This is a genomic window from Pseudomonas sp. PMCC200344 (assembly GCF_030053095.1).
GTDB lineage: Bacteria > Pseudomonadota > Gammaproteobacteria > Pseudomonadales > Pseudomonadaceae > Aquipseudomonas > Aquipseudomonas svalbardensis.
Genome location: NZ_CP125618.1, coordinates 3683244 through 3707795 on the forward strand (window position 1 = coordinate 3683244; position 24552 = coordinate 3707795).

Annotated in this window: 23 protein-coding genes and 1 pseudogene; 21 read left to right on the forward strand and 3 right to left on the reverse strand. The window is 60.1% G+C overall.

Features of this window, described 5'->3' with window-relative positions:
- The first annotated feature begins 112 nt into the window (after positions 1-112).
- Genes glcD through QFW87_RS16685 form a run of 4 tightly spaced genes read left to right on the forward strand, consistent with a single transcriptional unit; the run spans position 113 to position 4319 of the window.
- Complete coding sequence (gene glcD / locus QFW87_RS16670; RefSeq protein ID WP_283188286.1) at positions 113-1612, forward strand: glycolate oxidase subunit GlcD; 1500 nt, start codon at positions 113-115, stop codon at positions 1610-1612.
- A complete protein-coding gene (gene glcE, locus QFW87_RS16675; protein WP_283188287.1) occupies positions 1612-2676 on the forward strand; it encodes a glycolate oxidase subunit GlcE in 1065 nt (354 codons plus the stop codon). Before glcD ends, glcE begins: the two co-directional genes overlap by 1 nt.
- A 3-nt stretch (positions 2677-2679) precedes the next feature.
- The gene (glcF, locus tag QFW87_RS16680; protein WP_283188288.1) at positions 2680-3897 is read left to right on the forward strand and encodes a glycolate oxidase subunit GlcF; all 1218 of its coding nucleotides are present in this window, start codon (positions 2680-2682) and stop codon (positions 3895-3897) included.
- A gap of 20 nt (positions 3898-3917) precedes the next feature.
- Positions 3918-4319 (forward strand): heme-binding protein, encoded by a 402-nt coding sequence (locus QFW87_RS16685; protein WP_283188289.1) that lies wholly within the window; start codon positions 3918-3920, stop codon positions 4317-4319.
- A 70-nt stretch (positions 4320-4389) separates the two neighbouring features.
- On the opposite strand, the gene QFW87_RS16690 is transcribed toward QFW87_RS16685, so the two are convergent.
- A complete protein-coding gene (locus QFW87_RS16690; protein ID WP_283188290.1) occupies positions 4390-5850 on the reverse strand; it encodes an MFS transporter in 1461 nt (486 codons plus the stop codon).
- 642 nt (positions 5851-6492) lie between these two features.
- Here QFW87_RS16690 and yghX point away from each other — a divergent pair.
- Complete coding sequence (gene yghX / locus QFW87_RS16695) at positions 6493-7380, forward strand: YghX family hydrolase (protein ID WP_283188291.1); 888 nt, start codon at positions 6493-6495, stop codon at positions 7378-7380.
- A gap of 106 nt (positions 7381-7486) precedes the next feature.
- Here the strand turns inward: yghX and QFW87_RS16700 are convergent, their stop codons facing one another.
- A complete protein-coding gene (locus tag QFW87_RS16700; protein ID WP_008157167.1) occupies positions 7487-7804 on the reverse strand; it encodes a carboxymuconolactone decarboxylase family protein in 318 nt (105 codons plus the stop codon).
- Between the two features lie 212 nt (positions 7805-8016).
- Between QFW87_RS16700 and QFW87_RS16705 the strand changes: the two genes are divergently transcribed.
- The 10 genes and pseudogenes from QFW87_RS16705 (at position 8017) to QFW87_RS16750 (ending at position 18298) form a co-directional block, all read left to right on the forward strand.
- Positions 8017-9390, forward strand: a complete 1374-nt coding sequence (locus QFW87_RS16705) for a glutamine synthetase family protein (RefSeq protein WP_283188292.1) — start codon at positions 8017-8019, stop codon at positions 9388-9390.
- 10 nt (positions 9391-9400) lie between these two features.
- Positions 9401-10792, forward strand: coding sequence for an aldehyde dehydrogenase family protein (locus QFW87_RS16710; protein ID WP_283188293.1), 1392 nt, complete (start codon positions 9401-9403; stop codon positions 10790-10792).
- A 3-nt stretch (positions 10793-10795) separates the two neighbouring features.
- Positions 10796-11956, forward strand: coding sequence for an iron-containing alcohol dehydrogenase (locus QFW87_RS16715; RefSeq protein ID WP_283188294.1), 1161 nt, complete (start codon positions 10796-10798; stop codon positions 11954-11956).
- 154 nt (positions 11957-12110) lie between these two features.
- Positions 12111-13676 (forward strand): amino acid permease, encoded by a 1566-nt coding sequence (locus tag QFW87_RS16720; protein WP_283188295.1) that lies wholly within the window; start codon positions 12111-12113, stop codon positions 13674-13676.
- A gap of 237 nt (positions 13677-13913) precedes the next feature.
- Positions 13914-14075, forward strand: a complete 162-nt coding sequence (locus QFW87_RS16725) for a DUF2986 domain-containing protein (RefSeq protein WP_192343711.1) — start codon at positions 13914-13916, stop codon at positions 14073-14075.
- Between the two features lie 203 nt (positions 14076-14278).
- The gene (locus QFW87_RS16730; protein WP_283180614.1) at positions 14279-14641 is read left to right on the forward strand and encodes a DUF6463 family protein; all 363 of its coding nucleotides are present in this window, start codon (positions 14279-14281) and stop codon (positions 14639-14641) included.
- A gap of 199 nt (positions 14642-14840) precedes the next feature.
- The gene (locus QFW87_RS16735) at positions 14841-15458 is read left to right on the forward strand and encodes a hypothetical protein (RefSeq protein WP_283188296.1); all 618 of its coding nucleotides are present in this window, start codon (positions 14841-14843) and stop codon (positions 15456-15458) included.
- Positions 15459-15506: 48 nt separating this feature from the next.
- Positions 15507-15647, forward strand: a pseudogene (locus tag QFW87_RS16740) (hypothetical protein); the annotation flags it as partial.
- Between the two features lie 228 nt (positions 15648-15875).
- Positions 15876-17243 carry a M15 family metallopeptidase gene (locus QFW87_RS16745; RefSeq protein WP_283188298.1) on the forward strand — a complete coding sequence of 456 codons (1368 nt, stop codon included), beginning with the start codon at positions 15876-15878 and terminating at the stop codon, positions 17241-17243.
- 314 nt (positions 17244-17557) lie between these two features.
- Positions 17558-18298, forward strand: a complete 741-nt coding sequence (locus QFW87_RS16750; protein WP_283180617.1) for a hypothetical protein — start codon at positions 17558-17560, stop codon at positions 18296-18298.
- Between the two features lie 39 nt (positions 18299-18337).
- Here the strand turns inward: QFW87_RS16750 and QFW87_RS16755 are convergent, their stop codons facing one another.
- The gene (locus QFW87_RS16755; protein ID WP_283190923.1) at positions 18338-19195 is read right to left on the reverse strand and encodes a hypothetical protein; all 858 of its coding nucleotides are present in this window, start codon (positions 19193-19195) and stop codon (positions 18338-18340) included.
- 150 nt (positions 19196-19345) lie between these two features.
- On the opposite strand from QFW87_RS16755, the gene QFW87_RS16760 reads away from it, so the two are divergent.
- The 6 genes from QFW87_RS16760 (at position 19346) to QFW87_RS16785 (ending at position 24482) form a co-directional block, all read left to right on the forward strand.
- Complete coding sequence (locus QFW87_RS16760; RefSeq protein WP_176471612.1) at positions 19346-20017, forward strand: GntR family transcriptional regulator; 672 nt, start codon at positions 19346-19348, stop codon at positions 20015-20017.
- A 114-nt stretch (positions 20018-20131) separates the two neighbouring features.
- Positions 20132-21064, forward strand: coding sequence for a 4-hydroxyproline epimerase (locus QFW87_RS16765; RefSeq protein WP_283180618.1), 933 nt, complete (start codon positions 20132-20134; stop codon positions 21062-21064).
- Positions 21061-22176 carry an FAD-dependent oxidoreductase gene (locus QFW87_RS16770; RefSeq protein WP_283180619.1) on the forward strand — a complete coding sequence of 372 codons (1116 nt, stop codon included), beginning with the start codon at positions 21061-21063 and terminating at the stop codon, positions 22174-22176. The genes QFW87_RS16765 and QFW87_RS16770 overlap by 4 nt, the downstream gene beginning before the upstream one ends.
- Positions 22169-22405, forward strand: coding sequence for a (2Fe-2S)-binding protein (locus QFW87_RS16775; protein ID WP_008157207.1), 237 nt, complete (start codon positions 22169-22171; stop codon positions 22403-22405). Before QFW87_RS16770 ends, QFW87_RS16775 begins: the two co-directional genes overlap by 8 nt.
- Positions 22402-23658, forward strand: coding sequence for an FAD/NAD(P)-binding oxidoreductase (locus tag QFW87_RS16780; RefSeq protein WP_283188299.1), 1257 nt, complete (start codon positions 22402-22404; stop codon positions 23656-23658). The genes QFW87_RS16775 and QFW87_RS16780 overlap by 4 nt, the downstream gene beginning before the upstream one ends.
- Positions 23659-23732: 74 nt before the next feature.
- Positions 23733-24482 (forward strand): AraC family transcriptional regulator, encoded by a 750-nt coding sequence (locus tag QFW87_RS16785; RefSeq protein ID WP_283188300.1) that lies wholly within the window; start codon positions 23733-23735, stop codon positions 24480-24482.
- The last annotated feature ends 70 nt before the right edge of the window (positions 24483-24552 follow it).

A 24552-nucleotide genomic window follows, 5' to 3' on the forward strand; every position in this document is an offset into this window, starting at 1 on the left:
TTCGACCAGCCAAACAACACATAGACAGTAGAACGCCTCAGGCCAATCATGCAAGTCAGTGGTAAACGGACACAGACCTCCTATAAAAACAACTGAGGGTCGTCAACCGACTATGAACATTCTTTACGATGAACGCGTCGACGGCGTCCTGCCTGACGTCGACAAAACTGCCCTGCTGCAAGCCCTGCAAACGCAATGGCCGGATCTGGAAGTCCTGCATCAACAGGAAGAGCTCAAACCGTACGAATGCGATGGACTTTCTGCTTACCGCACCACGCCCATGCTGGTAGTGCTGCCGCGCCACATCGACGAAGTGCAAGGCGTGCTTCGACTCTGCCATGAGCGGCAGGTCGCGGTGGTCGCCCGCGGTGCCGGCACCGGTTTGTCTGGCGGTGCATTGCCGCTGGAAAAAGGCGTGCTGCTGGTGATGGCGCGCTTCAACAATATTCTGCACATCGACCCTGCCGCCCGCACGGCTCGGGTTCAGCCGGGGGTGCGCAATCTGGCGATTTCCCAGGCTGCAGCGCCGTTTGGCTTGTACTACGCGCCGGACCCTTCCTCGCAGATCGCCTGTTCAATCGGCGGTAATGTGGCGGAAAACGCCGGTGGCGTGCATTGCCTGAAGTACGGGCTGACCGTGCACAACCTGCTCAAGGTCGACATCCTCACCGTCGACGGCGAACACCTGACCCTGGGTTCTCAGGCGCTCGATTCTCCGGGCTTCGATCTGCTGGCGTTGTTCACCGGTTCCGAAGGCATGCTCGGCGTTATCACCGAGGTCACGGTCAAACTGCTGCCCAAACCCCAGATCGCCAAAGTGCTGCTGGCGGCGTTCGATTCCGTCGAGAAAGCGGGCCGTGCAGTGGGTGACATTATTGCCGCCGGCATCATCCCCGGTGGCCTGGAAATGATGGACAACCTGGCCATTCGCGCCGCCGAAGACTTCATCCACGCCGGCTATCCGGTCGACGCCGAAGCCATTCTGTTGTGCGAGCTCGATGGCGTTGAAGCCGACGTCCATGATGACTGCGACCGCGTGCGCCAGGTGCTGGAACAGGCCGGCGCCACCGAAGTGCGCCAGGCTAAAGATGAAGCCGAACGCGTGCGCTTCTGGGCCGGGCGCAAGAATGCCTTTCCGGCAGTGGGCCGTCTCTCACCGGATTATTACTGCATGGACGGGACGATTCCGCGCCGCGAGCTGCCCGGCGTGCTGCACGCCATCGCCGCGTTGTCGGCCGAGTACGACCTGCGGGTGGCCAACGTTTTCCACGCCGGTGACGGCAACATGCACCCGCTGATTCTGTTCGATGCCAACCAACCGGGTGAGCTGGATCGCGCAGAAACCCTGGGCGGCAAGATCCTCGAATTGTGCGTGAAGGTCGGCGGCAGCATTACCGGTGAACACGGCGTGGGCCGGGAGAAAATCAATCAGATGTGCGCGCAGTTCAATAGCGATGAGCTGACCGTGTTCCATGCCGTCAAAGCCGCCTTCGATCCGAGTGGTTTACTCAATCCTGGGAAAAACATTCCGACGCTGCACCGCTGCGCCGAGTTTGGCGCCATGCACGTTCATTTGGGTCAGATGCCTTTCCCTGATCTGGAGCGTTTCTGATGCGCAGTGAACACGATATCGACGACAGCGGCGCGCTGCTCGAGCAGGTCAACCAGGCGCTGCAAAACGCCACGCCGTTGCGCATCCAAGGCTCCAACAGCAAGGCGTTTCTTGGGCGCATCGTGGCGGGCGAAGTGCTCGACACGCGCAGCCACCGAGGCATCGTCAGCTACGACCCGACCGAGCTGGTGATCACCGCCCGCTGCGGCACCCCGTTGGCAGAACTGGCTGAAGTATTGGACGCGGCGCAGCAGATGTTGCCCTGCGAACCGCCCTCTTTCGGCGACGGCGCGACTGTCGGCGGCATGATCGCCAGCGGGCTGTCGGGGCCACGGCGTCCTTGGTCTGGGTCTGTCAGGGACTTCGTCCTCGGCACACGGGTCATCACCGGTCATGGCAAGCATTTACGCTTCGGTGGCGAAGTCATGAAAAACGTCGCCGGTTACGACCTGTCGCGCTTGATGGCCGGCAGCTACGGATCGCTTGGCGTGGTGATCGAAGTCTCGCTCAAGGTCCTGCCCAAGCCGCGTCAAGCTTTAAGCATCAGCCTGGAAATGGACGGCGATCGCGCGTTGCTGCGCCTCGCCGAATGGGGGCAACAGCCGCTGCCGATCAGCGCTGCGTGCCACGATGGGCAGCGCCTGCACCTGCGGCTTGAGGGTGGCGAAGGCTCGGTGGCGGCGGCTCATGACCGACTCGGCGGCGAGTTGCTGGACGCTTCCTATTGGGAGGATCTCAACGAACATCGATTGAGCTTCTTCGATGAGGACCAGGCACTTTGGCGCCTGTCCGTCCCTCACAACACGCCTCGGCTTTCCCTGCCCGGCCGTCAGTTGATCGATTGGGGCGGTGCGCAGCGCTGGCTCAAATCTGACGCGGAGGCAGCGTTCATTCGCTCGATCGTCGAAGAAGTCGGCGGGCATGTGACCTGCTATACCCATGGCCTGATCGACAGCCCGTTCCAACCGTTGCCTGACGCATTGATGCGCTACCACCGGAGCTTGAAGCTACAACTCGATCCCCGGGGCATCTTCAACCCCGGGCGCCTGTACGCGGAGCTTTGACCCATGCAGACCACCTTGAGCGAACAAGCCCGCCAACTGCCCCGCGCCGAAGAAGCCGAAAGCATCTTGCGCACCTGCGTGCACTGCGGTTTCTGCAATGCCACCTGCCCGACCTATCAATTGCTGGGCGATGAACTGGACGGACCGCGGGGCCGCATCTACCTGATCAAGCAGGTTCTGGAAGGCAACGAAGTCACGCAAAAGACCCAACTACACCTGGATCGCTGCCTGTCCTGTCGTAACTGCGAAACCACCTGCCCTTCCGGCGTTGACTACCACAACTTGCTGGACATCGGCCGGGCGGTGGTCGATGCGGCGGTGCCACGCCCACTCGGTCAGCGCTTGTTGCGTGAAGGATTGCGCAGCGTCGTCCCCAATCCGGCGCTGTTCAAAGGGCTGGTCAGCAGCGGTCAGGTGTTCCGGGCATTGTTGCCCAACACCTTGCAGATAAAGTTGCCTCGCCGCGTCTATCCGGCCAAGCCGCGCCCGGTCACTCGCCACGCACGACAGGTGCTGATGCTCGAAGGTTGCGTGCAACCGAGTCTGTCACCCAATACCAACGCGGCCGCCGCTCGAGTACTGGATCGGCTGGGGATCAGCGTCATCGCGACCCGCGAGGCGGGCTGTTGCGGCGCCGTGGATTATCACCTCGACGCTCAGGCGGCCGGCCTGGATCGCGCCCGTCGCAACATTGACGCGTGGTGGCCGAGCATTGAAAACGGTGCCGAGGCCATCGTGCAAACCGCCAGCGGTTGCGGTGCCTTCATCAAAGATTATGGTCACCTGCTCAGCACCGACCCGGCCTATGCCGAGAAGGCGAAAAAGGTCAGTGCGCTGGCCAAGGATCTGGTCGAAGTGCTGCGCGACGAGCCGCTGGAGAAGCTCGGTATCCACAGCGCCCAGCGCCTGGCCTTTCATTGCCCCTGCACCTTGCAGCACGCGCAGAAACTGGGCGGTGCGGTGGAAGCGATTCTGACGAATCTGGGCTTCAACCTCACGCCTGTTGCCGACAGTCACCTGTGCTGCGGCTCGGCGGGCACCTATTCGCTGACCCAACCCGAACTGTCCCGGCAACTGCGCGACAACAAGCTCAATGCGCTGGAAAGCGGACATCCCGAAGTCATTGTCACGGCCAATATCGGCTGTCAGTCCCACCTCGACGGTGCGGGCCGAACCCCTGTCAGGCACTGGATCGAACTGGTCGAAGCCGCCTTGCCATAACCGAGCACTGGAGAATCCCCATGAAAAACAAAACCGTACTGAGCCAGACCGAAGTCAGCCAAATCCTCGCGGCTGCACGCACCGAAGCGCAGAACAACCAATGGGCCGTGACCATCGTGGTTGTCGATGACGGCGGCCATCCCCTGGCTCTCGAGCGCCTAGACGGTTGCGCTCCGATTGGCGCCTACATCGCCACCGAAAAGGCCCGCACTTCGGCCCTGGGTCGGCGCGAATCCAAAGGTTATGAAGAGATGGTCAATGGCGGGCGCCACGCCTTTTTGTCCGCGCCATTGCTGACGTCCCTTGAGGGCGGCGTGCCGATCATCGTCGACGGCCAGGTGATCGGCGCGGTCGGGGTGTCCGGTGTCAAAGCCGAGCAGGACGCACAAGTGGCCAAAGCCGGCGCGCAATGCCTGAACTGAGCCGAACTGATTTGAGCTGAGCGCTGAAATAGTCGGGCCGTGTGATAAACGGCCCGACGTTCGTTTTTGATCACTGCCCTTCAGCAAGCTTCGTCTTCGGTGTCCGCAGAGCGCGCCAGGCAACAAAAATCGCCATGAGTGCCAAGCCGAACGTCACCCACGAAACCAGATTAATTCCACCCTCGAATGCACTTCCCGCCTGCGTCATCAGCTCTCGTGCTTGATCTTGCGACAACTGCACCGCCACATGATTAGCACCCGATAGCGTCTCACTCGCCAGCATCGTCTGCACCTCGTTCAAAAAGCCCGGAAGCTGCAATACACCGCGATAGTAGGCAGTGACGAGACCACCGAGCACGGTCGTCCCCAAAACCACACCCACTTCATAGGCCGTTTCACTAATGGCCGACGCCGCACCCGCCTTTTCCGGCGGCGCGGCCGACAAAATCACATCGTTGGATACCGTCGCGATCGCGCCCACGCCAATGTTCAGCAAAGCAAAAGCCACCACCAGAACGATCAGACTGCTGCCGATGCTGGCGACCAACAAAAACGCCGCCCCAGCAAACGCCATCAGAATCGGTACCAGCACATGCACCTGTACTCGCCTCGCTACAGGCACGACTGCCATTCCCACTACGATCGCCATGATCTGACCAGGTACTAACGCAAAGCTGGCATTCAACGGTGACATCTGAAGGACGATCTGTAAGAACTGAGTGGTAAAGAATACAAAGCCGACGAGGAACGCGAGGCTCATCAGATTGATTAGTACGGAACCGCTAAAGGTGCCACTTCGGAACAGACTCAGATCCATCAGCGGCACTGGCAGACGTAACTGCCGATGCACAAACATCCACCCAGCAACCATGCCGATTACAAATGCTGTCAGCGCCATCCAGTCGAGACCATCACTGGCGCTGTGTTTAATGCCGTAAACGATGGCACTGAGGGCAACCATCGATTGCAGGATACTTAGCGGATCCAATGGCCCTGAACAGTCTTTCTCGGACTCGGGCAACAACACCGGCCCCAATACCAACAACGGCACCAATACGGGTATCGCCAATAGGAAAATCGCCCCCCAGCTGAAAAACTCCAGCAAAACTCCACCAACCAAAGGACCGAGTGCTGATCCTACCGTCAGCGTTGTTGCCCAGATCGCGACAGCTACCCTGCGCTCCTCTCGATCCAGAAACACCGAGCGTATCAATGCCAAAGTAGAGGGCATCAACATCGCACCGAAAATCCCCATGCAAGCTCGCCCGGCAATCAGTTGCATGGCGGTATCGGAGTAGGCGGTCAGCACCGACACAATGACAAAACCCAAAGACCCGGCCAGTAACAACTTTCGATGACCAATTCGATCGCCCAGACTACCCATCGACACCAGTAATCCCGCCAATACCAGCGAATAGGCATCGATCATCCATAACTGCTGACTAGCGCTCGGACTCAAGGCCTCGGCAATCTTTGGTAACGCGAATCCAAGCACCGTATTGTCTACGGTCACCAGTAGTACTGGCAGCATGAGCACGCTTAGGGCTGACCATCGCTTTGATTTTGCTCTGTGTTGCGCTGTCTCACTTATTAACGGCATTAGCCAAGCTCCTTATTACCTCAAAAAACATCACGGGACATTTTTCAATGCTTCCGTGAAACGAACCCTGCGCACTTCCATGGCGAGGGTTTAAGAAAGCAGAACACTTCTATAATTTCGTTACATCACAACTCAACCGGCTATTTGTTTCATATTGTTTGATGGCACCGATGTGCTGAAAGCCCTTTTCCGTCTGCCCCACCTCAAAAGCAAGCGCCCTAAACAATCTCGGGCGCTTGCTTAAGTCACCCTCTCCGCGTTTTTAACCCGGTCTTCGAGGCTAATGCCGATCAGTAGGAACGACACACTCCGTAGCAGCTGGCGGAGCCTGCGTTCGGCTGCGAAGCAGTCGTGACATCAGACAATGCGGTGTTTCAGGAAGACTACAAACTCAGGTTTCACGACTGCTGCGCAGCCGAACGCAGGCTTCGCCAGCTGCTATGATTGTGTTTTGGCTTAATTGATTGGCATTAGTCTGCGAGGCCTCTTTTTTTGTGAACGGCTACGCTCGTTAGGTATCGCTCACGCGTCCAACCGACAGAGCAATCGACCCGCCCAAGAGGAAGCGCACAGATGACCCGTCTCACTGCGAAAGACTTTGCCCCGGAACTGCTCGAACTGTACGACTACTACGCCCACGGCAAGATCAACCGGCGAGAGTTTCTGGATCGAGCGGCGCTGTTCACCCTAGGTGGTTTGACGGCCAGCGCGCTCCTCGCCGCCCTGAGTCCGGATTATGCTCTGGCCGAGCAGATTGAATTTACCGACCCGGACATTGTTGCCGAGTACATCACCTATCCATCCCCCAAGGGCAACGGGCAGGTTCGTGGCTATCTGGTGCGCCCGGCGAAGGCCACCGGCAAGGTGCCGGCGGTGGTGGTCGTGCATGAAAATCGCGGGCTCAACCCGTACATCGAAGACGTCGCGCGGCGTGTGGCCAAGGCAGGGTTCATCGCCCTCGCCCCTGATGGCCTGACGTCGGTGGGCGGCTATCCCGGCAACGATGACAAAGGCCGGGAGTTGCAGGCGACCGTCGACCCGGAGAAGCTCATGAATGACTTTTTCGCCGCCATCGAGTGGTTGATGAAGCATGAGGCGACCACTGGAAAAGTCGGGATCACCGGGTTCTGTTACGGCGGTGGCGTCGTCAATGCAGCGGCGGTTGCTTATCCGGAACTGGGGGCTGGCGTGTCCTTTTATGGCCGCCAGCCAGAAGCCAAGGATGTCGCCCGAATCAAGGCGCCGGTGATGCTTCACTACGGTGAACTGGATACGCGCATCAACGAAGGCTGGCCCGCCTATGAGAAGGCACTGAAAGCCGCAGGCAAGACGTATGAAGCGTACATTTACCCCGGCGCCAACCATGGTTTCCATAACGACTCCACGCCTCGATACGATGACGCCGCGGCCAGGCTGGCCTGGGACCGGACGCTCGGATGGTTTCGGCAGTATCTGGCTTAATGGTGAAGCTGAAGTCTGCTTGGACACTGTTGCCAGATTCCGCATGAATGGAGGGCTTCGAAAAGCTGACAAGCCAGGTGCTCAAACGCGGCTCAACAGGCCTCGTTCACGTCTCAATCACATCGTCCGCCCAACTGATGGCCGCAACGACGGTCGGGAAACCGATGGTGCTGGTCAGTGAGATCAGCGTGTGACGGATCTGCTCTGGCGTGGCGCCCGCCTCCAGTGCCCGTCGGGTATGACTGTGCACCGCGCCCTCAGAACGGATGGCCGCCGCGGCACCGAGCTGGATCAGCTGGACAACGATCTCTTCCAGTGGGCCGGTATGACGCACCGCCGTACCCAAGGCCTCCACGGCAGCCAGGTAATCCGGGTACTGCTGTTCGAGACGTTGGTAGGTGTTGTGCGCTTTCTTCTTTGTCATGTTTGTTTCCTCGCGTTGGAGGGCGATCAGTTCTCGCCTTTGCGCCTGAGTCATCAGGCTGCGATTTCCGAAACTTGTACACTGCAACAGTAGGCTACGCTTACAGCAGCTCATTGCACACGATGCTCGCGTCTGCAGGTTTTGGTTTGTTCTGGAGAGCGTCTGCAACAGCTATTTCAGACAGGCCCAAACAATTCACGCAGGACTACGTGATGACCGAGCCCCTCCTCAGTTTTGATCAACTCAAGCGTGCAGCCGCCTCCGGCGAGATCGATACCGTTCTGGTCTGCATGGTCGACATGCAAGGCCGACTGGTCGGCAAGCGATTCCAGGTCGAGTTTTTCATCGACAGCGGTCATGAAGAAACCCACTGCTGCAATTACCTGCTGGCCGACGACATCGACATGGAACCGGTGCCGGGTTACGCCGCGGCCAGCTGGAGCAAAGGCTATGGCGACTTTGTGCTCAAACCCGACATGGCCACGTTGCGACGGGTGCCCTGGCTTGAGTGCACGGCGCTGGTGCTCTGCGATGTACTCGATCATCACCATCGGCGCGACCTGCCGCACAGCCCGCGGGCGATTCTGAAAAAGCAGGTCGAGCGACTGCGCGAGCGCGGCTACACCGGCATGTTCGCCTCGGAACTGGAGTTCTATCTGTTCGACGAGAGCTACGAGGCCATCCACGAGCGCAACTACCACAATCCGAAGACGGCCGGTCACTACATCGAGGACTACAACATCCTGCAGACCACCCGCGAAGAGCCGGTGCTGCGGGCGATTCGAAAACATCTACAGGCCAGCGGCATTCCCGTGGAAAACTCCAAGGGTGAATGGGGGCCGGGCCAGGAAGAGATCAACATCCGTTATGCCGATGCGCTGACCATGGCCGACCACCACGTCATCATCAAGCACGCCTGCAAAGAGATCGCGCAACTGCAGGGCAAGGCGATCACGTTCATGGCCAAGTGGCGTTATGACGCCGCCGGTTCCAGCAGCCACATCCACAATTCGCTGTGGGACAAGAACGGTAAAAAGCCGCTGTTCTTCGACGCCAAGGCTGAGTTTGGCATGTCGAAACTGATGCGTTCCTGGGTGGCCGGGCAGCTTAAATATGCCAACGACATCACCTGTTTTCTCGCGCCCTACATCAATTCGTACAAGCGCTTTCAGGCCGGCACCTTTGCACCGACCCGGGCGGTGTGGAGCCGGGACAATCGCACCGCAGGTTTCCGTTTGTGCGCAGAAGGCAGCAAAGCCATCCGCATCGAATGTCGCATTGGCGGTGCCGACCTCAACCCATATCTGGCCTTCGCCGCGTTGATCGCTGCGGGACTGGCCGGTATTGACGAGAAGCTCACCCTCGCGCCGCCCTTTGAGGGCGATGCCTACGTCGACGAGCACTTGCCTGAAGTCTCGAAGACCTTGCGCGAAGCTTGCGCCGCACTCCAGGGCTCGACCATGTTGCGCGAAGCGTTCGGCGATGAAGTGATCGACCACTACGTGCACACCGCCGAATGGGAGCAGAAAGAGTACGACCGGCGGATCACCGACTGGGAACTGCAGCGCGGGTTTGAGCGCTATTGAGACTTCCATCATGACTTCAATGATTCAACTCATCTCCCCAGTCGATGGCCGGGTCTATGCCGAACGCCGCTGCGCCGATGCGGCGCAAATCGACCAGGCTCTGGCGGCGGCCGAAGCTGCCCAGACGCAATGGAAACGCCGACCACTGAGCGAACGCGCCGCCTTCTGCAGTGCCGCGGTAGACGCGATGCTGGCCATGAAGGCTGACATCGTTCCGGAACTGGCCTGGCAGATGGGCCGCCCGGTGCGCTTTGGCGCTGGCGAACTGCGCGGGTTCGAAGAGCGTGCCCGGCATATGATCGCCATTGCGCCTGAAGCGTTGGCAGCGCTTGAACCCACACCCGTCGCCGGTTTTCGACGCTGGATCAAACGCGAGCCGCTGGGTACGGTGTTGGTCGTCGCGCCTTGGAACTACCCTTACCTGACGGCGGTGAATACGATCATCCCCGCATTGATGGCCGGGAACAGTGTCATCCTCAAACACGCGTCGCAAACGCTGCTGGTCGGTGAACGGTTCGCCGAGGCGTTTCGCCGTGCCAATCTGCCCGAAGGATTGTTCCAGAACCTGCTGCTGAGTCATCTCCATACCGCGATGATCATTGCCTCAGGACGCGTGCAGCAGGTGAACTTCACCGGCTCGGTCGAAGCCGGCAAGACCATGGAACACGCTGCTGTCGGAGGTTTCCTCGGCGTGGGCTTGGAGCTTGGCGGCAAAGACCCGGCCTACGTCCGGGCAGACGCCAACCTCGAACACGCGGTGGAAAACCTGGTGGATGGCAGCTTCTTCAACTCCGGGCAAAGCTGTTGCGCGGTCGAGCGTATTTATGTCGATAGCAAAATTTACCCGGCGTTTGTCGAGCGCTTCGTTTCTTTGACCTGCCAATACGTGCTGGGCAACCCGCTGGACGAAGCCACCACGCTCGGTCCGCTGGTGACACCGAACGCCGCTGATTTCGTTCGTAGTCAGATCGCCGATGCACTGACCCAAGGCGCTCGGGCGCTGATCGATCCAAAGGATTTTCCTGCCGATGCACCGGGCAGCGCCTACCTCGCGCCGCAAGTATTAGTCGACGTCACCCATCAAATGTCGGTGATGCGCGAGGAAAGCTTTGGCCCGGTGGTCGGCATCATGCCGGTGGCCAGCGATGACGAAGCCATTGCCTTGATGAACGACAGCGAGTTCGGGCTCAGCGCCTCCATCTGGACGCAAGACCTTGCCGCCGCAGAACGTCTGGGCAACGAGATCGACACCGGCACCGTGTTCATGAACCGCTGCGATTACCTGGACCCGGCCCTGGCCTGGACCGGAGTGAAGAACAGCGGGCGCGGCGTCACGCTGTCGCGCCTTGGCTATGACAACCTGACCCGAGCGAAATCCTTCCATTTGCGCCACGAGATCTGAGCCATGAGCCTGACCGCGAACTGGAACTACCCCACAAGCATCCGCTTCGGTGTCGGCCGCATCGCCGAGCTCGCCGAGATCTGCCGCAGTCAAGGGATCCAGCGACCGTTGCTGGTCACCGACAGTGGACTGGCGCGAGCCCCGATCACCGCCGCAACGCTGGACGCCTTGCGCGCCGCTGGCCTTGGCGTCGCGCTGTTTTGCGACCTTAAACCCAATCCGGTCGAAGCCAACCTGGCGGGCGGGCTCGACGCCTGGCGCGCGGGCAAACACGATGGCGTGGTCGCCTTCGGCGGCGGCAGTGGCCTGGACATGGGCAAGCTCATCGCCTTCATGAGCGGCCAGACCCGACCGGTGTGGGATTTCGAAGACATCGGCGACTACTGGGCCCGCGCCGACGAAGGCAGCATCGCCCCGATCATTGCGGTGCCGACCACGGCAGGTACCGGCTCCGAGGTGGGCCGTGCGGCGGTGATCATCGATGAGCGTACGCACACCAAACGCATCATCTTCCACCCGAAAATGATGCCGCGCGTGGTCATCAGCGACCCGGCCCTTACCGTCGGCATGCCGGCCAAGGTCACCGCAGGCACCGGCATGGATGCGTTTGCGCATTGTCTGGAATCGTATTGCGCCCCCGGTTTTCATCCCATGGCCGAAGGCATTGCGGTGGAAGGCATGCGCCTGGTCGCCAATGCCCTGGTGCGAGCCGTACACACACCCTCGGACCTGGAGGCGCGAGCGGAAATGCTCGCGGCTGCCGCGATGGGTGCTACCGCTTTCCAGAAAGGTCTGGGCGGGATGCACGCCCTCTCACATCCGGTGGGAGCCCTGTACGACACCCATCACGGCATGACCAACGCCACGTTCATGCCCTATGTCCTTAAATTCAATCGCCCGGCCATCGAGGAACGCATCACTCGCCTCGCGGCTTATTTGCGTCTGCCCTCGCCCGGCTTCGACAGTTTTCTGGCCTTCGTCCTCAAGTTGCGCAAGGACATCGGCGTGCCCCATACGCTGGTTGAGCTGGGGGTGGATGATCGGCAGGCCGACCTGATCGCGGACATGGCGATTGTCGACCCTTGCGCCGGCGGCAACCCACTGCCATTGACCCGAAATGGCGCGGCAGAAATTTTCGAAGCGGCGTACCACGGCCGTCTATAGAGCAGTTGTCTGTCCATGGCCAAGGTGCGAACTCGCAGCATGGACGAGGTTTATCCGTTAGAAACAGGAGCAGTACGACAAGGGGTTGAAGGCCAGCCCATCCGGCCACGTAAAACCCGGATGGATGCGTATCAAAACCTAAGGGGCACATAACATGAATCCAGCAAGCCAGCCCGGCACGAGCGCGCCGCAAGACGATGACGTCAAGGTGCTGCACAGCATGGGCTATGCCCAGCAGCTGTCGCGACGCATGGGCGTTTTCTCCAACTTTGCCATTTCCTTTTCGATCATCTGCATCCTCTCGGGTGGTATCAACTCACTCGCCCAGGGCACCTCGGGTGCGGGCGGTGCGTCAATCGGCATCGGCTGGCCGATCGGTTGCCTGATCTCCGGAGTTTTCGCCATGGCCATGGCGCAGATTTCCTCGGCCTACCCTACCGCTGGCGGCCTCTATCACTGGGGTTCGATTCTCGGTAACCGCTTCACCGGCTGGCTGACCGCGTGGTTCAACTTGCTCGGGCTGGTCACCGTGCTCGGTGCGATCAACGTCGGCACCTATTACTTCTTTTTCGGCGCCTTCGGACCGGCCCTGGGAATGGAAGACACCACCACGACCCGGGTGATTTTCCTGGCGATCCTGACGAGCATCCAGGCCTTGTGTAACCACCTGGGTATCGGCCTGACCGCGAAGCTCACCGACTTCTCGGGGTATCTGATCTTCGCCACGGCGCTCGCGCTGACCATCGTCTGCCTGATCTCTGCACCCAGTTATGAGTTCGCCCGGTTATGGACCTTCAGCAACTATTCCGGCGAAGCAGGCGGCAGCGTCTGGCCACAGGTCTCGAACGGCTGGATTTTCATGCTCGGCCTGCTCTTGCCGATCTATACCATCACCGGCTATGACGCCTCTGCGCATACCTCGGAAGAGACCCGGAATGCCGCCATGTCGGTGCCACGCGGCATGGTCATGTCGGTGGTCTGGTCGTTGCTGTTCGGCTGGGTCATGCTCAGTTCGTTTGTGCTGATGCTGCCGAGCATGGACGAGGCGGCGAAGCATGGCTGGACCGTGTTTTTCTGGGCCATGGACACCCAGGTCAATCCAACGGTGAAGTTGGCGCTGTACGTGGCGATTTTCATCTCGCAATTTCTTTGCGGGTTGGCGACCGTGACCTCGGTCTCACGCATGATCTTCGCGTTTTCCCGTGACGGCGGCCTGCCCTTCTCCAAAGCTCTGTCCTCGGTCTCGCCTACCCTTCGCAGCCCGGTGGCGGCGATTTGGACCGGTGCCACGCTCGCGGTGTTGTTTGTCTGGGGATCGTCGGTAATCTCGGTCGGCGAAACGCCGGTCTATACCATCGTGGTGTCCTGCACGGTGATCTTCCTGTTCTTCTCCTTCATCATTCCCATCGTGCTGGGCCTGTTTACCTACGGGACTTCGAAGTGGCCGACCATGGGGCCGTGGAACATGGGACGTTTCTGGTACTCAGTGTTCGCCCTCCTCTCGATCCTCTCGATGGTGATTATTTTCGTCATCGGCATCCAGCCACCGAACGATTGGGCGCTGTACATCACCATCGGCTTTCTGGTGCTGACGGCCATCGTTTGGTTCGGATTTGAAGCCCGACGCTTCCAGGGTCCGCCGATTGGCGACATGATCGTCAAGCGTCAGGCTGAAATTGCGGCGGCTGAAGAGGCGTTGAATAAATGGGCCGGGAGCTGATCACCACAGCCATAAAAATACCGACATGTGGGAGCGAGCCCGCTCCCACAGCGATTATTCAGGTGGATCGATTTGATCCAGCACCCGGTTCGCCGTGATTTCCGCCAGCATGATGCTGTTTGAAATATCCTGAGCTGGTTGGCATGCTCGAAGACGCAGTGAAGCCCTGTCTCAATCCCTAGGCTTCGTGCGCAAACCTCTGCCATCATTGAAGAACTTACAAGCCGAGTAGAAAACATGAATCGTCGTAAAAAAATACAACAGTTATTAAAGGCTCACGCAAAAAAGGCCAGTGCCAAATTGGCACCGCCCAGTAAGTCTAAATACATTAGTAAAGCTGACCGATTGAAACTAGCTGCTGAACCTAGTCTAGACTCGATCATTTCCCCTGAGAGCTGATCTATTTATCTTAAACACCACCGGAATTTACAAATCTGTTTGGGCTAGGTATTCCGATGGCAAGTACCGTGAGGACGCAGCCTGACAATGCACTCAGCTCTCTTCGGTTGCTGGACGCTGCGCGATAAAGCTGGGACCGTGCCGCGCGCCCTTAAACAAACGTTAGGCACTTATCCAACCTCACCGTACGGAGCATATAAGACATGTCAAACATCGTCGCATGGACCCTGTTCGCCTTGGGTGTCCTCCATATTCCATTCGGTATTTTCAAGTTCAAAACAGCATTCGCCGCCGCTGTAGACTCAGGCTTCGTTGACCAATTCAAAGCGCACGAAGATCGGCGTACTGCCCTCTGGTTTACCATGCTGGGGCCGCTTTTTATGCTCGCAGGGCAGACAGCGATTCACGCTGTAGCCGTTGGCGATCTCGCGCTACTTAAAATTGTTGGCATCTATGTGCTTATGATCTCGATCATTTGCGTCATTGCTGTTCCAAAATCGGGGTTCTGGGCAACGCTGCTGGTTTCTCCGCTGATCATCGCGGCAGGGTACGGCTGGTACGTTTGACAAACAGATCAAGCCGTTCGCTTCGCTCACTCGTCTCAAGACCAGCCTCGAAGGCCATACACAGTCGACTTAGAAGGCACGAACAACGACACGCTGCGTGTCGGTTAACGGGTGAGCAAAGAACACGACATAAATGCTTTTTAATACCAGCCAGCCGCATTGCGCATCACCTTCAGAACTCCAGATTTAAGGGCGAACGATGATTTTAGTTGTTGAGGGTATCAGCGCCAGCGGGAAAACCACTTGGTGCGCCAAGCATGGAGGGCAACATGTCATTCCTGAAAACGGCCGTTTTGAAAACGAGCCGGATCGGATAAAGGATCCAGTCGGAGCAGCAACTTTTTGGGCCGAGCGAAACGTGGATCGCTGGCAAACGGCGCTGGCCATGGAAGACATTTCTTCTTGGGCTTTGTGTGACAGTGACCCTCTCAAGCTCCACTACATTTGGAGCCTTTGGCAGATCGGCGAGGCGAGCGAACACGACTGGCGAACTGAGTTGGACGCCACAAGAGAAACGATCGCACAAGGACGTATTGGCTTTGCTGACTGTTACATTGTTGGTCGCATAGATCCTCAGCTCGCGCGAGAACGAGCCAAAGCAGACACCACCCGCCGACGGAGCAGATTCGAGCTACACGTGCGCCTCCAACAAGCTCTGCTGACCTGGTACTCAGCTATGGATGAAGTGCTTCCCGGCAGAGTTCGATTCAGTTTTCCTTCAGAAATGCCGACCTTGAAAAGCCTTGATGGAAGATATGCGGTAGCGGTCTTTGATCAAATGATCGCATCGCTTCCAGGACCTACTCACACCTCTTAGCGAGACTGAGCATTCAGAAACTGTTCGTTGTCAGAGCCCCAGAACCTCCTGACCGCAGATGAAGTGAAATCCCATTGCCGCCGTGGAATGACCGCCTACAAGGTTCCGAAGATCGTCGTCTTCATGGACCATTTACCGAAATCCACCGTCGGCAAGGTGTTGCGTCGGAAACTGCGTGATCTTGGCTGAAAGGAGGGAGGGCGCAGCTGGTGCAGCGGATCGAGCATTGATACTGTCACCGACTCGTGTCATTGCATGATCTTGTTTAGAAACCAGAATCTTTGGAGGTATCGCATGCGCCCTTTGTGCCCAATCAAACCTCCGTCCTTCTCGATGCCATTTTCAGTCCGTCTGCCAAACAGGCTCGCGCGGCCCTGGTTGCGATGGGCCCTGTGCCTGAGCATTGTCGCGCCCGGCATGGCCGCTGCAGAGACACGACCCGAGAACATGGTGTATCTGCGTACGATTGATCCGGGCATTGAGCAAGACATTCGCTATGCCAGCGCTCACAACTTCACCGGGCACCCACTCGACGGTTACGCCGCGGCACAGTGTCTGTTATCGCTGGACGCCGCCAAGGCCCTCGCTCGGGTACAAACGGCCTTGCGAGCGAAGGGTTACGGTTTGAAGGTGTTCGACTGTTATCGGCCCAGCCGTGCCGTTGCTGATATGGGGCGCTTTGCTTTAGTGCCGGGTGACCCGCGCAAGGCCGAGTTCTATCCGCGTGTGGACAAGCAGGACTTCTGGCGCCTGGGTTACGTGGCCCGGGTGTCGAACCACTCCAAAGGCTCAACCGTGGACCTGACACTGACCGGTCCGGATGCCCTGCCCGCCGATACCTGGACACCTTCAGCCGGGCAAGTCGATTGCACGGCCCCCTATGACCAGCGTTGGCGCGACGGCGCGCTCGACATGGGAACGGGGTTCGATTGCTTCGATGAGCGCGCGCATACCGACAACCCGATGATCAGCGCTGCCGCCAAGGACAATCGCCAGAAGCTCAGCAGGGCCATGGAGAAAGAAGGGTTTACTGGGTACTCCAAGGAATGGTGGCATTTCACATACAACGGCGAAGGTTCGCCGAAGAACGTCATGGACTTCCCCATCACGCCGCTGGGTACACGCGACGCTCTCGACACCGCCAATCAGCTGATTGTGGTCACCACAAAAAACTGGACTGACATCCAGGGCACTGCCCAGCGCTATGAACGGCAGGGCAACACCTTTCGAAAATACGAAGGGTCGTTTCCGGTGATGGCCGGCAAGAGCGGGCTGGCGTGGGGCAAGGGCCTGAGCAGCGTTGAGCAACGCGAGGGTCCGGTCAAACGTGAAGGCGATGGAAAAGCGCCTGCCGGGGTATTCAAACTGGGAACGGCGTTTGGCTACGACAGCACGGCCGACACCAAACTGCCTTACCTGGCACTCACCCCGACCATCGAATGCGTGGATGACAGCCACTCCGAGCGCTATAACGAGCTGGTCGATGGAGCGACTGTTTCGAAAGACTGGAACAGTTCCGAACGTATGCGTCGCGATGACGACATGTATCGAAAAGGCATTTTCATCGAGCACAATACGCCGGCGTCCCCCGCCTCGGGCTCTTGCATTTTCTTCCACATCTGGCGCGCTCCCACCTCGCCGACGCTGGGTTGCACCGCCATGGATCAAACGGATATTTCTCGCTTGTTCCATTGGCTGGATCCTCGCCAGTCCCCTCTGCTGGTTCAAATGCCCGAGGCGCAATACGAGCACTTTCGCGAAAGCTGGAACCTGCCCGAACGTTGATAGCGTCGACGCCCACCTGAGCGGTGGCTGGCAGGCGGCCGACCCCATTGATACAACACTGTTACGCAGGTTGTTACTTCCTGATCTGCACCGGTGCCAGTGACCCCTCTGACTGTAACGCCAAGACACTTCGCCGCACTGCACGACCCGCCTACCGTAAAGCCGTCAATGTGCTTACAGGGTCGTGACACATCATCGGCACCGCCCGCCTCCCCGGTGGAGGCATGGAAGACGTGTCGGGTGCTGATCCCTCGTCAAATTCGATGCCCGCTGCCCATTGATTGCCCAACACACCACCAAGGAAGAGGGAAACCATGAGCAAATCAATCGCTGTCAGCCAACACAGCCAGCAACTCCAAGATGACGTGCAAGAAGCCGTCAAGTCGATCCTGGGCGCCACCAAGGCCCTGAGCCCTGCCGACTACGGCAAGGTGTTGAGGTCGACCCTGGCAGCTACTCAAAAAACGGTCACGATCGAGATCGCCGCCGGCGATCTGACCCAGCTCAAGAAGTCCGGCTACAAGCTGTGTTTTGCCAAGAAGGTGGGGACCGAAGACTACAACGTGGTCTGGCAGTCCTATGACAAGTACCTGAGCAACAACGAATTCAGCTGGACGCCTCAGTACCAGTTGTTCGCCTCCAACGTGTTCAAGGAAAACGTGCAAGTCAAAGTCTCGACCAACATCGTCAACATCGGGCTGGGACAAACGTCGATACTCGCCGACTCCGGCCTGCTGGGTCAGGCCGTGACGGGCGGTCCTAACGTTTCCTTCACGCTGGTGAACGACTACGCACCCATTCACCCGGGGGTCAACCAGTTGTCCACCGGTATCGATGGCAATCAGGTCAGTACGCCCATCTACGTAGCCGTCAACGAGGTGGTCACCGGCAATACCGTTCTGACCCCTGTCGAGACCATTCTCGTGTGGTTCGAACAGAACGTGCAGACCAGCACCATGTTCAGCACCTCGCGCTCCAAGGCCATCGAAATCGAGCTGACCTTCGCCAATGATGCAGCTCGTCTCTACGAAGGCGGTGAATGGAAAACCATATAACCGCCACACCCAGGGGCAACCTCGCGTTGCCCCTGATCCTCAGGCATCGTCGCTGCCAACCCTGGCGAAATATCCGGTCAACGACCGGCAGATGGACTCGGCCAGATCTTCCTGAGTGGCAATGCCATAAGGTCGATTGCGATCAAACTGCGCAGACCAACGAATGCGGCCCTGAGCGACATCAATCAAGCGTACCGAGGTCCGGACTCGGGCCGGTTCTACCCGCACGCTGCCCTCCAGGAAATAACTGCCGCGCCTGGCCCGCCCCAGATCCGGTGCTTTTACACTACTTCGTGGCACCTTCATCAGCACATGGTTCGCAGGCGTTTGCGTCTGTTCGAATGACTCGAACAGCCTGCAGCTCAACTCTTCGCACAAGCCCTGAGTAAAGTCATCGCCGTCGCGGGTGATGCAGGTAAACGGCTGGAGTTGCAGGACAGGATGGCGAATAGCGAGGCCTTTGAGTCTGAGTCGCTGGTACGCCAGCCGATAACAACCGGCCGGTATGCTCAGACGCACCGGATCCTGCTGGCCAAACGTGGCGTAATGACTGGCGAGCTTGCGCCGCAATCGGCCAATCTGCACCCGCACCACCGGATCATCGCCGGTGCAGTAGACCGCCGGATCACGGCGAAACACCGCGATGCCGATGGCATGCTCGGTGAGGGGAATGTCCGAGAACTGAAGGTCGTGCTCGACCAGAAAGCGCAGCAGGGCGCCCATCCGCCGTGACTTGGCGAACAACGGGCTGGCCAATAACAGCGCGAGCACCCTCTCCACCTCTTCTCGGCCAAGAGGCTCGGGAACGATGTCCGCACTCGAATTACCACTGGGCTTGATCACAACTGCCTGCCTCCTTGCAGGTAACCGCCTGTCGCCCGCCACCTCGATGGCCATGAACGACTTGAGCGCTGCCAGAACGTAGCGTAGCAGTTGCAATCGGATCGGGAAGATATTGCAGTGGCTGGAGGTCCTGGCCATCGCCGAAGGAACACCCTGGGGAAATTCGTATACCATATCTGCAATTCAATCCTAACGATCACGACCGTGGCCCTGACAAAACTCAACGCTCCCGACCTTGGCAATTCGCCTTCGACGTCGGAAATCATCACCCGTCATCTGCGTGACGCCATTGTCGCCGGGCATTTCGCCGAGGACGAGCCGATTCGCCAGGACGACATCGCCCGCCAGTTCAACGTCAGCAAGATTCCGGTGCGCGAAGCCCTCAAACGCCTGGAGGCCGAAGGACTGGTGATGTTCCAGCGCAATCGCGGGGCGATGGTCACCCGGGTTTCCGATGCGGAACTGGCGCAGATGTTCGAAGTGCGCATGCTGCTCGAAGACAAGGTGCTGCGCCTGGCCATTCCGAACATGACCGAAGACACCTTCGCCCGTGCCGAACGCATCTGTCAGGAGTTCATTGGCGAAGATGACGTGGGGCGCTGGGCCGAGCTCAATTGGGAACTGCACGCTTGCCTCTACGAACCGGCGCAACGACCGTTTCTGGTCGGCCTGATCCGCTCGGTCAACGACAAGCTGGAGCGCTACCTGCGCATGCAGATGAGCCTGTCGGCCGGCAAGGAACGCGCCGATCACGAACACCGGGAAATCCTTGCGGCCTGCCGCGCCGGTGACGTGGACCTGGCGGTGAAGTTGCTCGACGAACACATTGCCGGCGTCTGCAAGACCCTGTTCGAGCACCTGCCTCATCACCACTGACAGCTCGCCGCGCTGTGCCGATTTCGTCATTGGCACTGGATAAAACCATCAAGCCGGCAAGCCCCCGCACAGGCCACTCTTTCGTTCACTCATCTGAACGGGCGTGGCCAACTTATGAAACGCATCACCGTGATCGACTCCCACACCGGCGGCGAACCGACCCGCCTGGTGACCGCCGGTTTTCCTGACCTGGGCAGCGGCAGCATGGCCGAACGTCGACAGCGGCTGGCCCAACAGCATGATCATTGGCGCGCTGCCTGCGTACTCGAACCGCGGGGCAGTGACGTGCTGGTCGGCGCCCTGCTCTGTGAGCCGGTGGACCCGAGCGCCTGTGCCGGCGTGATTTTCTTCAACAACAACGGTTACCTCGGCATGTGTGGCCACGGCACCATCGGCCTGGTGGCCTCGCTGGCGCATCTGGGCAAGATCGGCCCTGGGGTGCACAGCATCGAAACCCCGGTGGGCACGGTGCAGGCGACGCTGCACGAAGATCATTCAGTCAGCGTGCGCAACGTGCCAGCGTACCGTTACCGCAAAGCGCTTTCGCTGCAGGTGCCGGGGATCGGTCAAGTAACCGGCGATGTTGCCTGGGGTGGGAACTGGTTTTTCCTGATTGCCGAGCATGGCCTGCGCGTTGCTGGCGATAACCTCGATACGCTGACCGCCTATACCTTCGCCGTCCAGCAAGCACTGGAAGCTCAGGGGATTCGCGGCGAAGACGGCGGCTTGATCGACCATGTCGAACTGTTCGCCGATGACGATCAGGCCGACAGCCGCAACTTCGTCCTCTGCCCCGGCAAAGCCTACGACCGCTCGCCCTGTGGCACCGGCACCAGCGCCAAACTGGCGTGCCTGGCAGCCGACGACAAATTGCAGCCGGGACAGATCTGGCGTCAGGCCAGTGTCATCGGCAGCGAGTTCGAGGGTTCCTACGAACTTCAGGGCGAGCGCATCGTGCCGACCATTCGCGGCCGCGCCTTTATCAGCGCCGAAGCCAGCCTGATCATCGAACAGGACGACCCGTTCGCCTGGGGTATTCGCCCGTGAACGAGGGTCTGGCGGCCGATGTGATCGTGATCGGCGCCGGCATCATCGGCGCCGCTTGTGCCCAAGCGTTGGCGGGGCGCGGCTTGCGCGTGCTGGTGCTGGACGCCGGCCTGCCCGGCGCCACGGCGGCGGGCATGGGCCACTTGCTGGTCCTCGACGACAACCCGGCCGAACTGGCCCTCAGTCAATATTCTTTGCAACGCTGGCGCGAACTGGCGCCGGCCCTGCCCGACGGCTGCGCCTACCGTTGCAATGGCACCCTCTGGCTGGCCACCAATGCCGAAGAAATGGCCGTCGCCCACAGTAAATACCTGAACTTGCAGGCCCAAGGCGTGGCCTGCGAGTTGATCTCCAGCGGTGCCTTGCACCAACGCGAACCGGAATTGCGCAAGGGCCTGGAAGGCGGTCTGCTGATCAATGGCGATGGCATTCTGTATGCGCCGGCGACGGCCAATTGGATGCTCGATACACCGAACATCAGCCAACGCCGGGCGCGGGTCAGCGAAGTCGATGGCAACCGCGTGCGACTCGACGACGGCCACTGGCTGAGCGCTGAAGCGGTGATTCTGGCCAACGGCATCCAGGCCAATGCGCTTTGCCCCGAGCTGCCGATCGAACCAAAAAAAGGCCACTTACTGATCACCGACCGCTACCCCGGAAAAGTCACCCACACCCTGGTGGAACTCGGTTACGTCACCAGTGCCCACAACGCAACTGGCCCCTCGACGGCGTGCAATATTCAGCCCCGGCCCACCGGGCAGCTGTTCATCGGTGCCTCGCGACAATTCGGCACCACCGACCCGCAAGTCGAGGGCTGGATGCTGGCGAAAATGCTCCGGCGTGCCACCGACTACATGCCGGGTCTGGCTCAGCTCAACGGCATCCGCGCCTGGACCGGTTTTCGCGCTGCCAGCCCCGACGGCTTGCCGCTGGTGGGTCAGCACCCGCAACGCAAAGGTTTATGGCTGGCGGTCGGTCACGAGGGCCTCGGCGTGACGACCGCCCCCGGCACCGCCGACCTGATGGTCGCGCAGCTGTTCAACGAAACCCCGCCACTGGCCGCGCAACCGTATCTGCCGCAACGTTTTCTCGGAGAGCCCGTTTATGCCTGAATTGATGCTGGACGGACGTGCCCTGCGGGTTGCCGAGGGCACCAGCGTCGCCGCGGCACTGGCGCTGAGCGGCGATGGCTGCACGCGCACCTCGGTCAGTGGCCAACGTCGCGCACCGCTGTGTGGCATGGGCATTTGCCAGGAATGCCGGGTGACCATCGACGGTCGACGACGTCTGGCGTGCCAGACGCTGTGCCGTGACGGCATGCATGTGGAGACTCAAGCATGAGCGAGCACGCCGACCTGCTGATCATCGGTGCCGGTCCCGCCGGCATGGCCGCCGCGCTCGCTGCGGCGCCCAGCGGTGCGCACATCGTCCTGCTCGATGACAACCCGTTGCCGGGTGGGCAAATCTGGCGCGACGGACCTCAAGTCAAGCTGCCGAACCCGGCGCGTCAGATGCGCGAGCGACTGGAGGCGTGCAGCAACATCCGCCGCCACTCCGGCACTCGGGTGATTGCCTGCGCCGGGCCGAAACAACTGCTGGTCGAAGACGCCGATCGAGGCTGGTTGATCGGTTACGACAAACTGATTCTGTGTACCGGCGCCCGCGAATTACTGCTGCCCTTCCCCGGCTGGACGCTGCCCGGCGTGACTGGCGCGGGTGGCCTCCAGGCGCTGATCAAAGGCGGCCTGCCGGTGCAGGACGAACGCATTGTGATTGCCGGCAGCGGACCGTTATTGCTGGCCAGCGCCGCCACCGCAAAACACAACGGCGCCCGAGTGCTGCGCATCGCCGAGCAGGCCTGTGCGGCCGCCGTCGCCGGTTTCGCCGCGCAACTGCCACGCTGGCCCAACAAGCTGATGCAGTCGGTCACGTTGTTCGACCGCCATTACCGTACCGGCACCCATGTACTGGCCGCCCTGGGCAATGAGCGGCTGGAAGGTGTGCGCCTGCAACAGCAAGGAAAAATCGTCGAGCTGGAGTGTGATCGCCTGGCCTGTGGCTTCGGTCTGATTCCCAACACCCAACTCGGCCAGGCCCTCGGCTGCGAACTTGAAGATCAGGCGATCGCCGTCGATGCCTGGCAGACCACTCGCCGCGCCGATCACTTCGCGGCAGGTGAATGCACTGGTTTCGGTGGCAGTGAACTGGCATTGGTCGAAGGCGCCATCGCTGGCCATGCCGCCGTCGGTGACCTTGATTCGGCCCGAGCATTGTGGCCGCGCCGTGCGCGCTGGCAGGGTTTCGCCAACGCCCTCAACAAAGCATTCACCCTCGATCCGCAACTCAAGTCGCTGGCACAACCCGACACCCTGGTGTGCCGTTGCGAAGACGTGCCTTACGCAGCGCTTGCCGGGCACACTGACTGGCGCGAGGCCAAGCTGGCCAGCCGCTGCGGCATGGGCGCCTGCCAGGGCCGTGTGTGTGGCGGCGCGTTGCAGCACCTGTTCGGCTGGCAACCTTCGGCACCACGACCACCGTTCAGTCCGGCACGGATCGAGACCTTGCTGTGCCTGGACGACACCCCGCCGGCCTGAATGCCGGCCCGGGGCTTTCGGGTCCGTCGCCGAGTCTTTATGATCCCGGGCATTGCCTCCAGACGCCCAGCGCCATGTATGCCTCGCTCACTACCTTCAAACCCTGCGACCTGCCCACTCTGCTGAGCAGTCTGCAGCCGATCGCGGCGCTGCTCGACACCCTGTCGGACGTGGTGTTTTTCATCAAAGACAGCGAGGCCCGCTACGCCTTTGTCAACCAGACCCTGGCCCGGCGCTGCGGTTTCAAACACAGTGACGAGCTGCTCGGGCGCACCGCCGACATGGTCTTTCCCGAGCGCTTCGGCCCGCTGTACACCGAGCAGGATCGGCGGGTGTTGTCCACCGGCCGCGAACTGGCTGACCAACTCGAATTGCACCTGTATTACGGTAACCAGCCGGTTTGGTGCCTGACCCACAAACTCGCGCTGCGCGACCTGCAAGGTCAGATCGTCGGCCTGGCTGGTATCTCCCGCGACCTGCAAGCGCCACAGTCCAGCCATCCGGCGTTCCATAAACTCGCAGCGGTGGACGCGCACATCCGCAGCCATTTCGCCCGGCCGATCAGCCTTGCCGAACTGACCGCGATCGCCGGGTTTTCCGTGGCGCAACTGGAGCGCCATTGCAAACGGGTGTTTCAGCTCACCCCACGGCAGATGATTCATAAGGCGCGCCTGGAAGAAGGTTCCCGACTGTTGCTGCACACCGAGCTGCCCATTACCGAGATCGCCCTGCGCTGCGGTTACACCGATCACAGCGCTTTCAGTCGGCAGTTCCGCGCCTTGACCAGTCTGGCGCCGAGTCAGTATCGCGAAAGCCGTCGCTGAACCCGGGCGAGTGTTCCTTTAAGGGGCGCCCGGAGTTCCCACTGCTCCCTTCTGTAACACCGCCTGATAC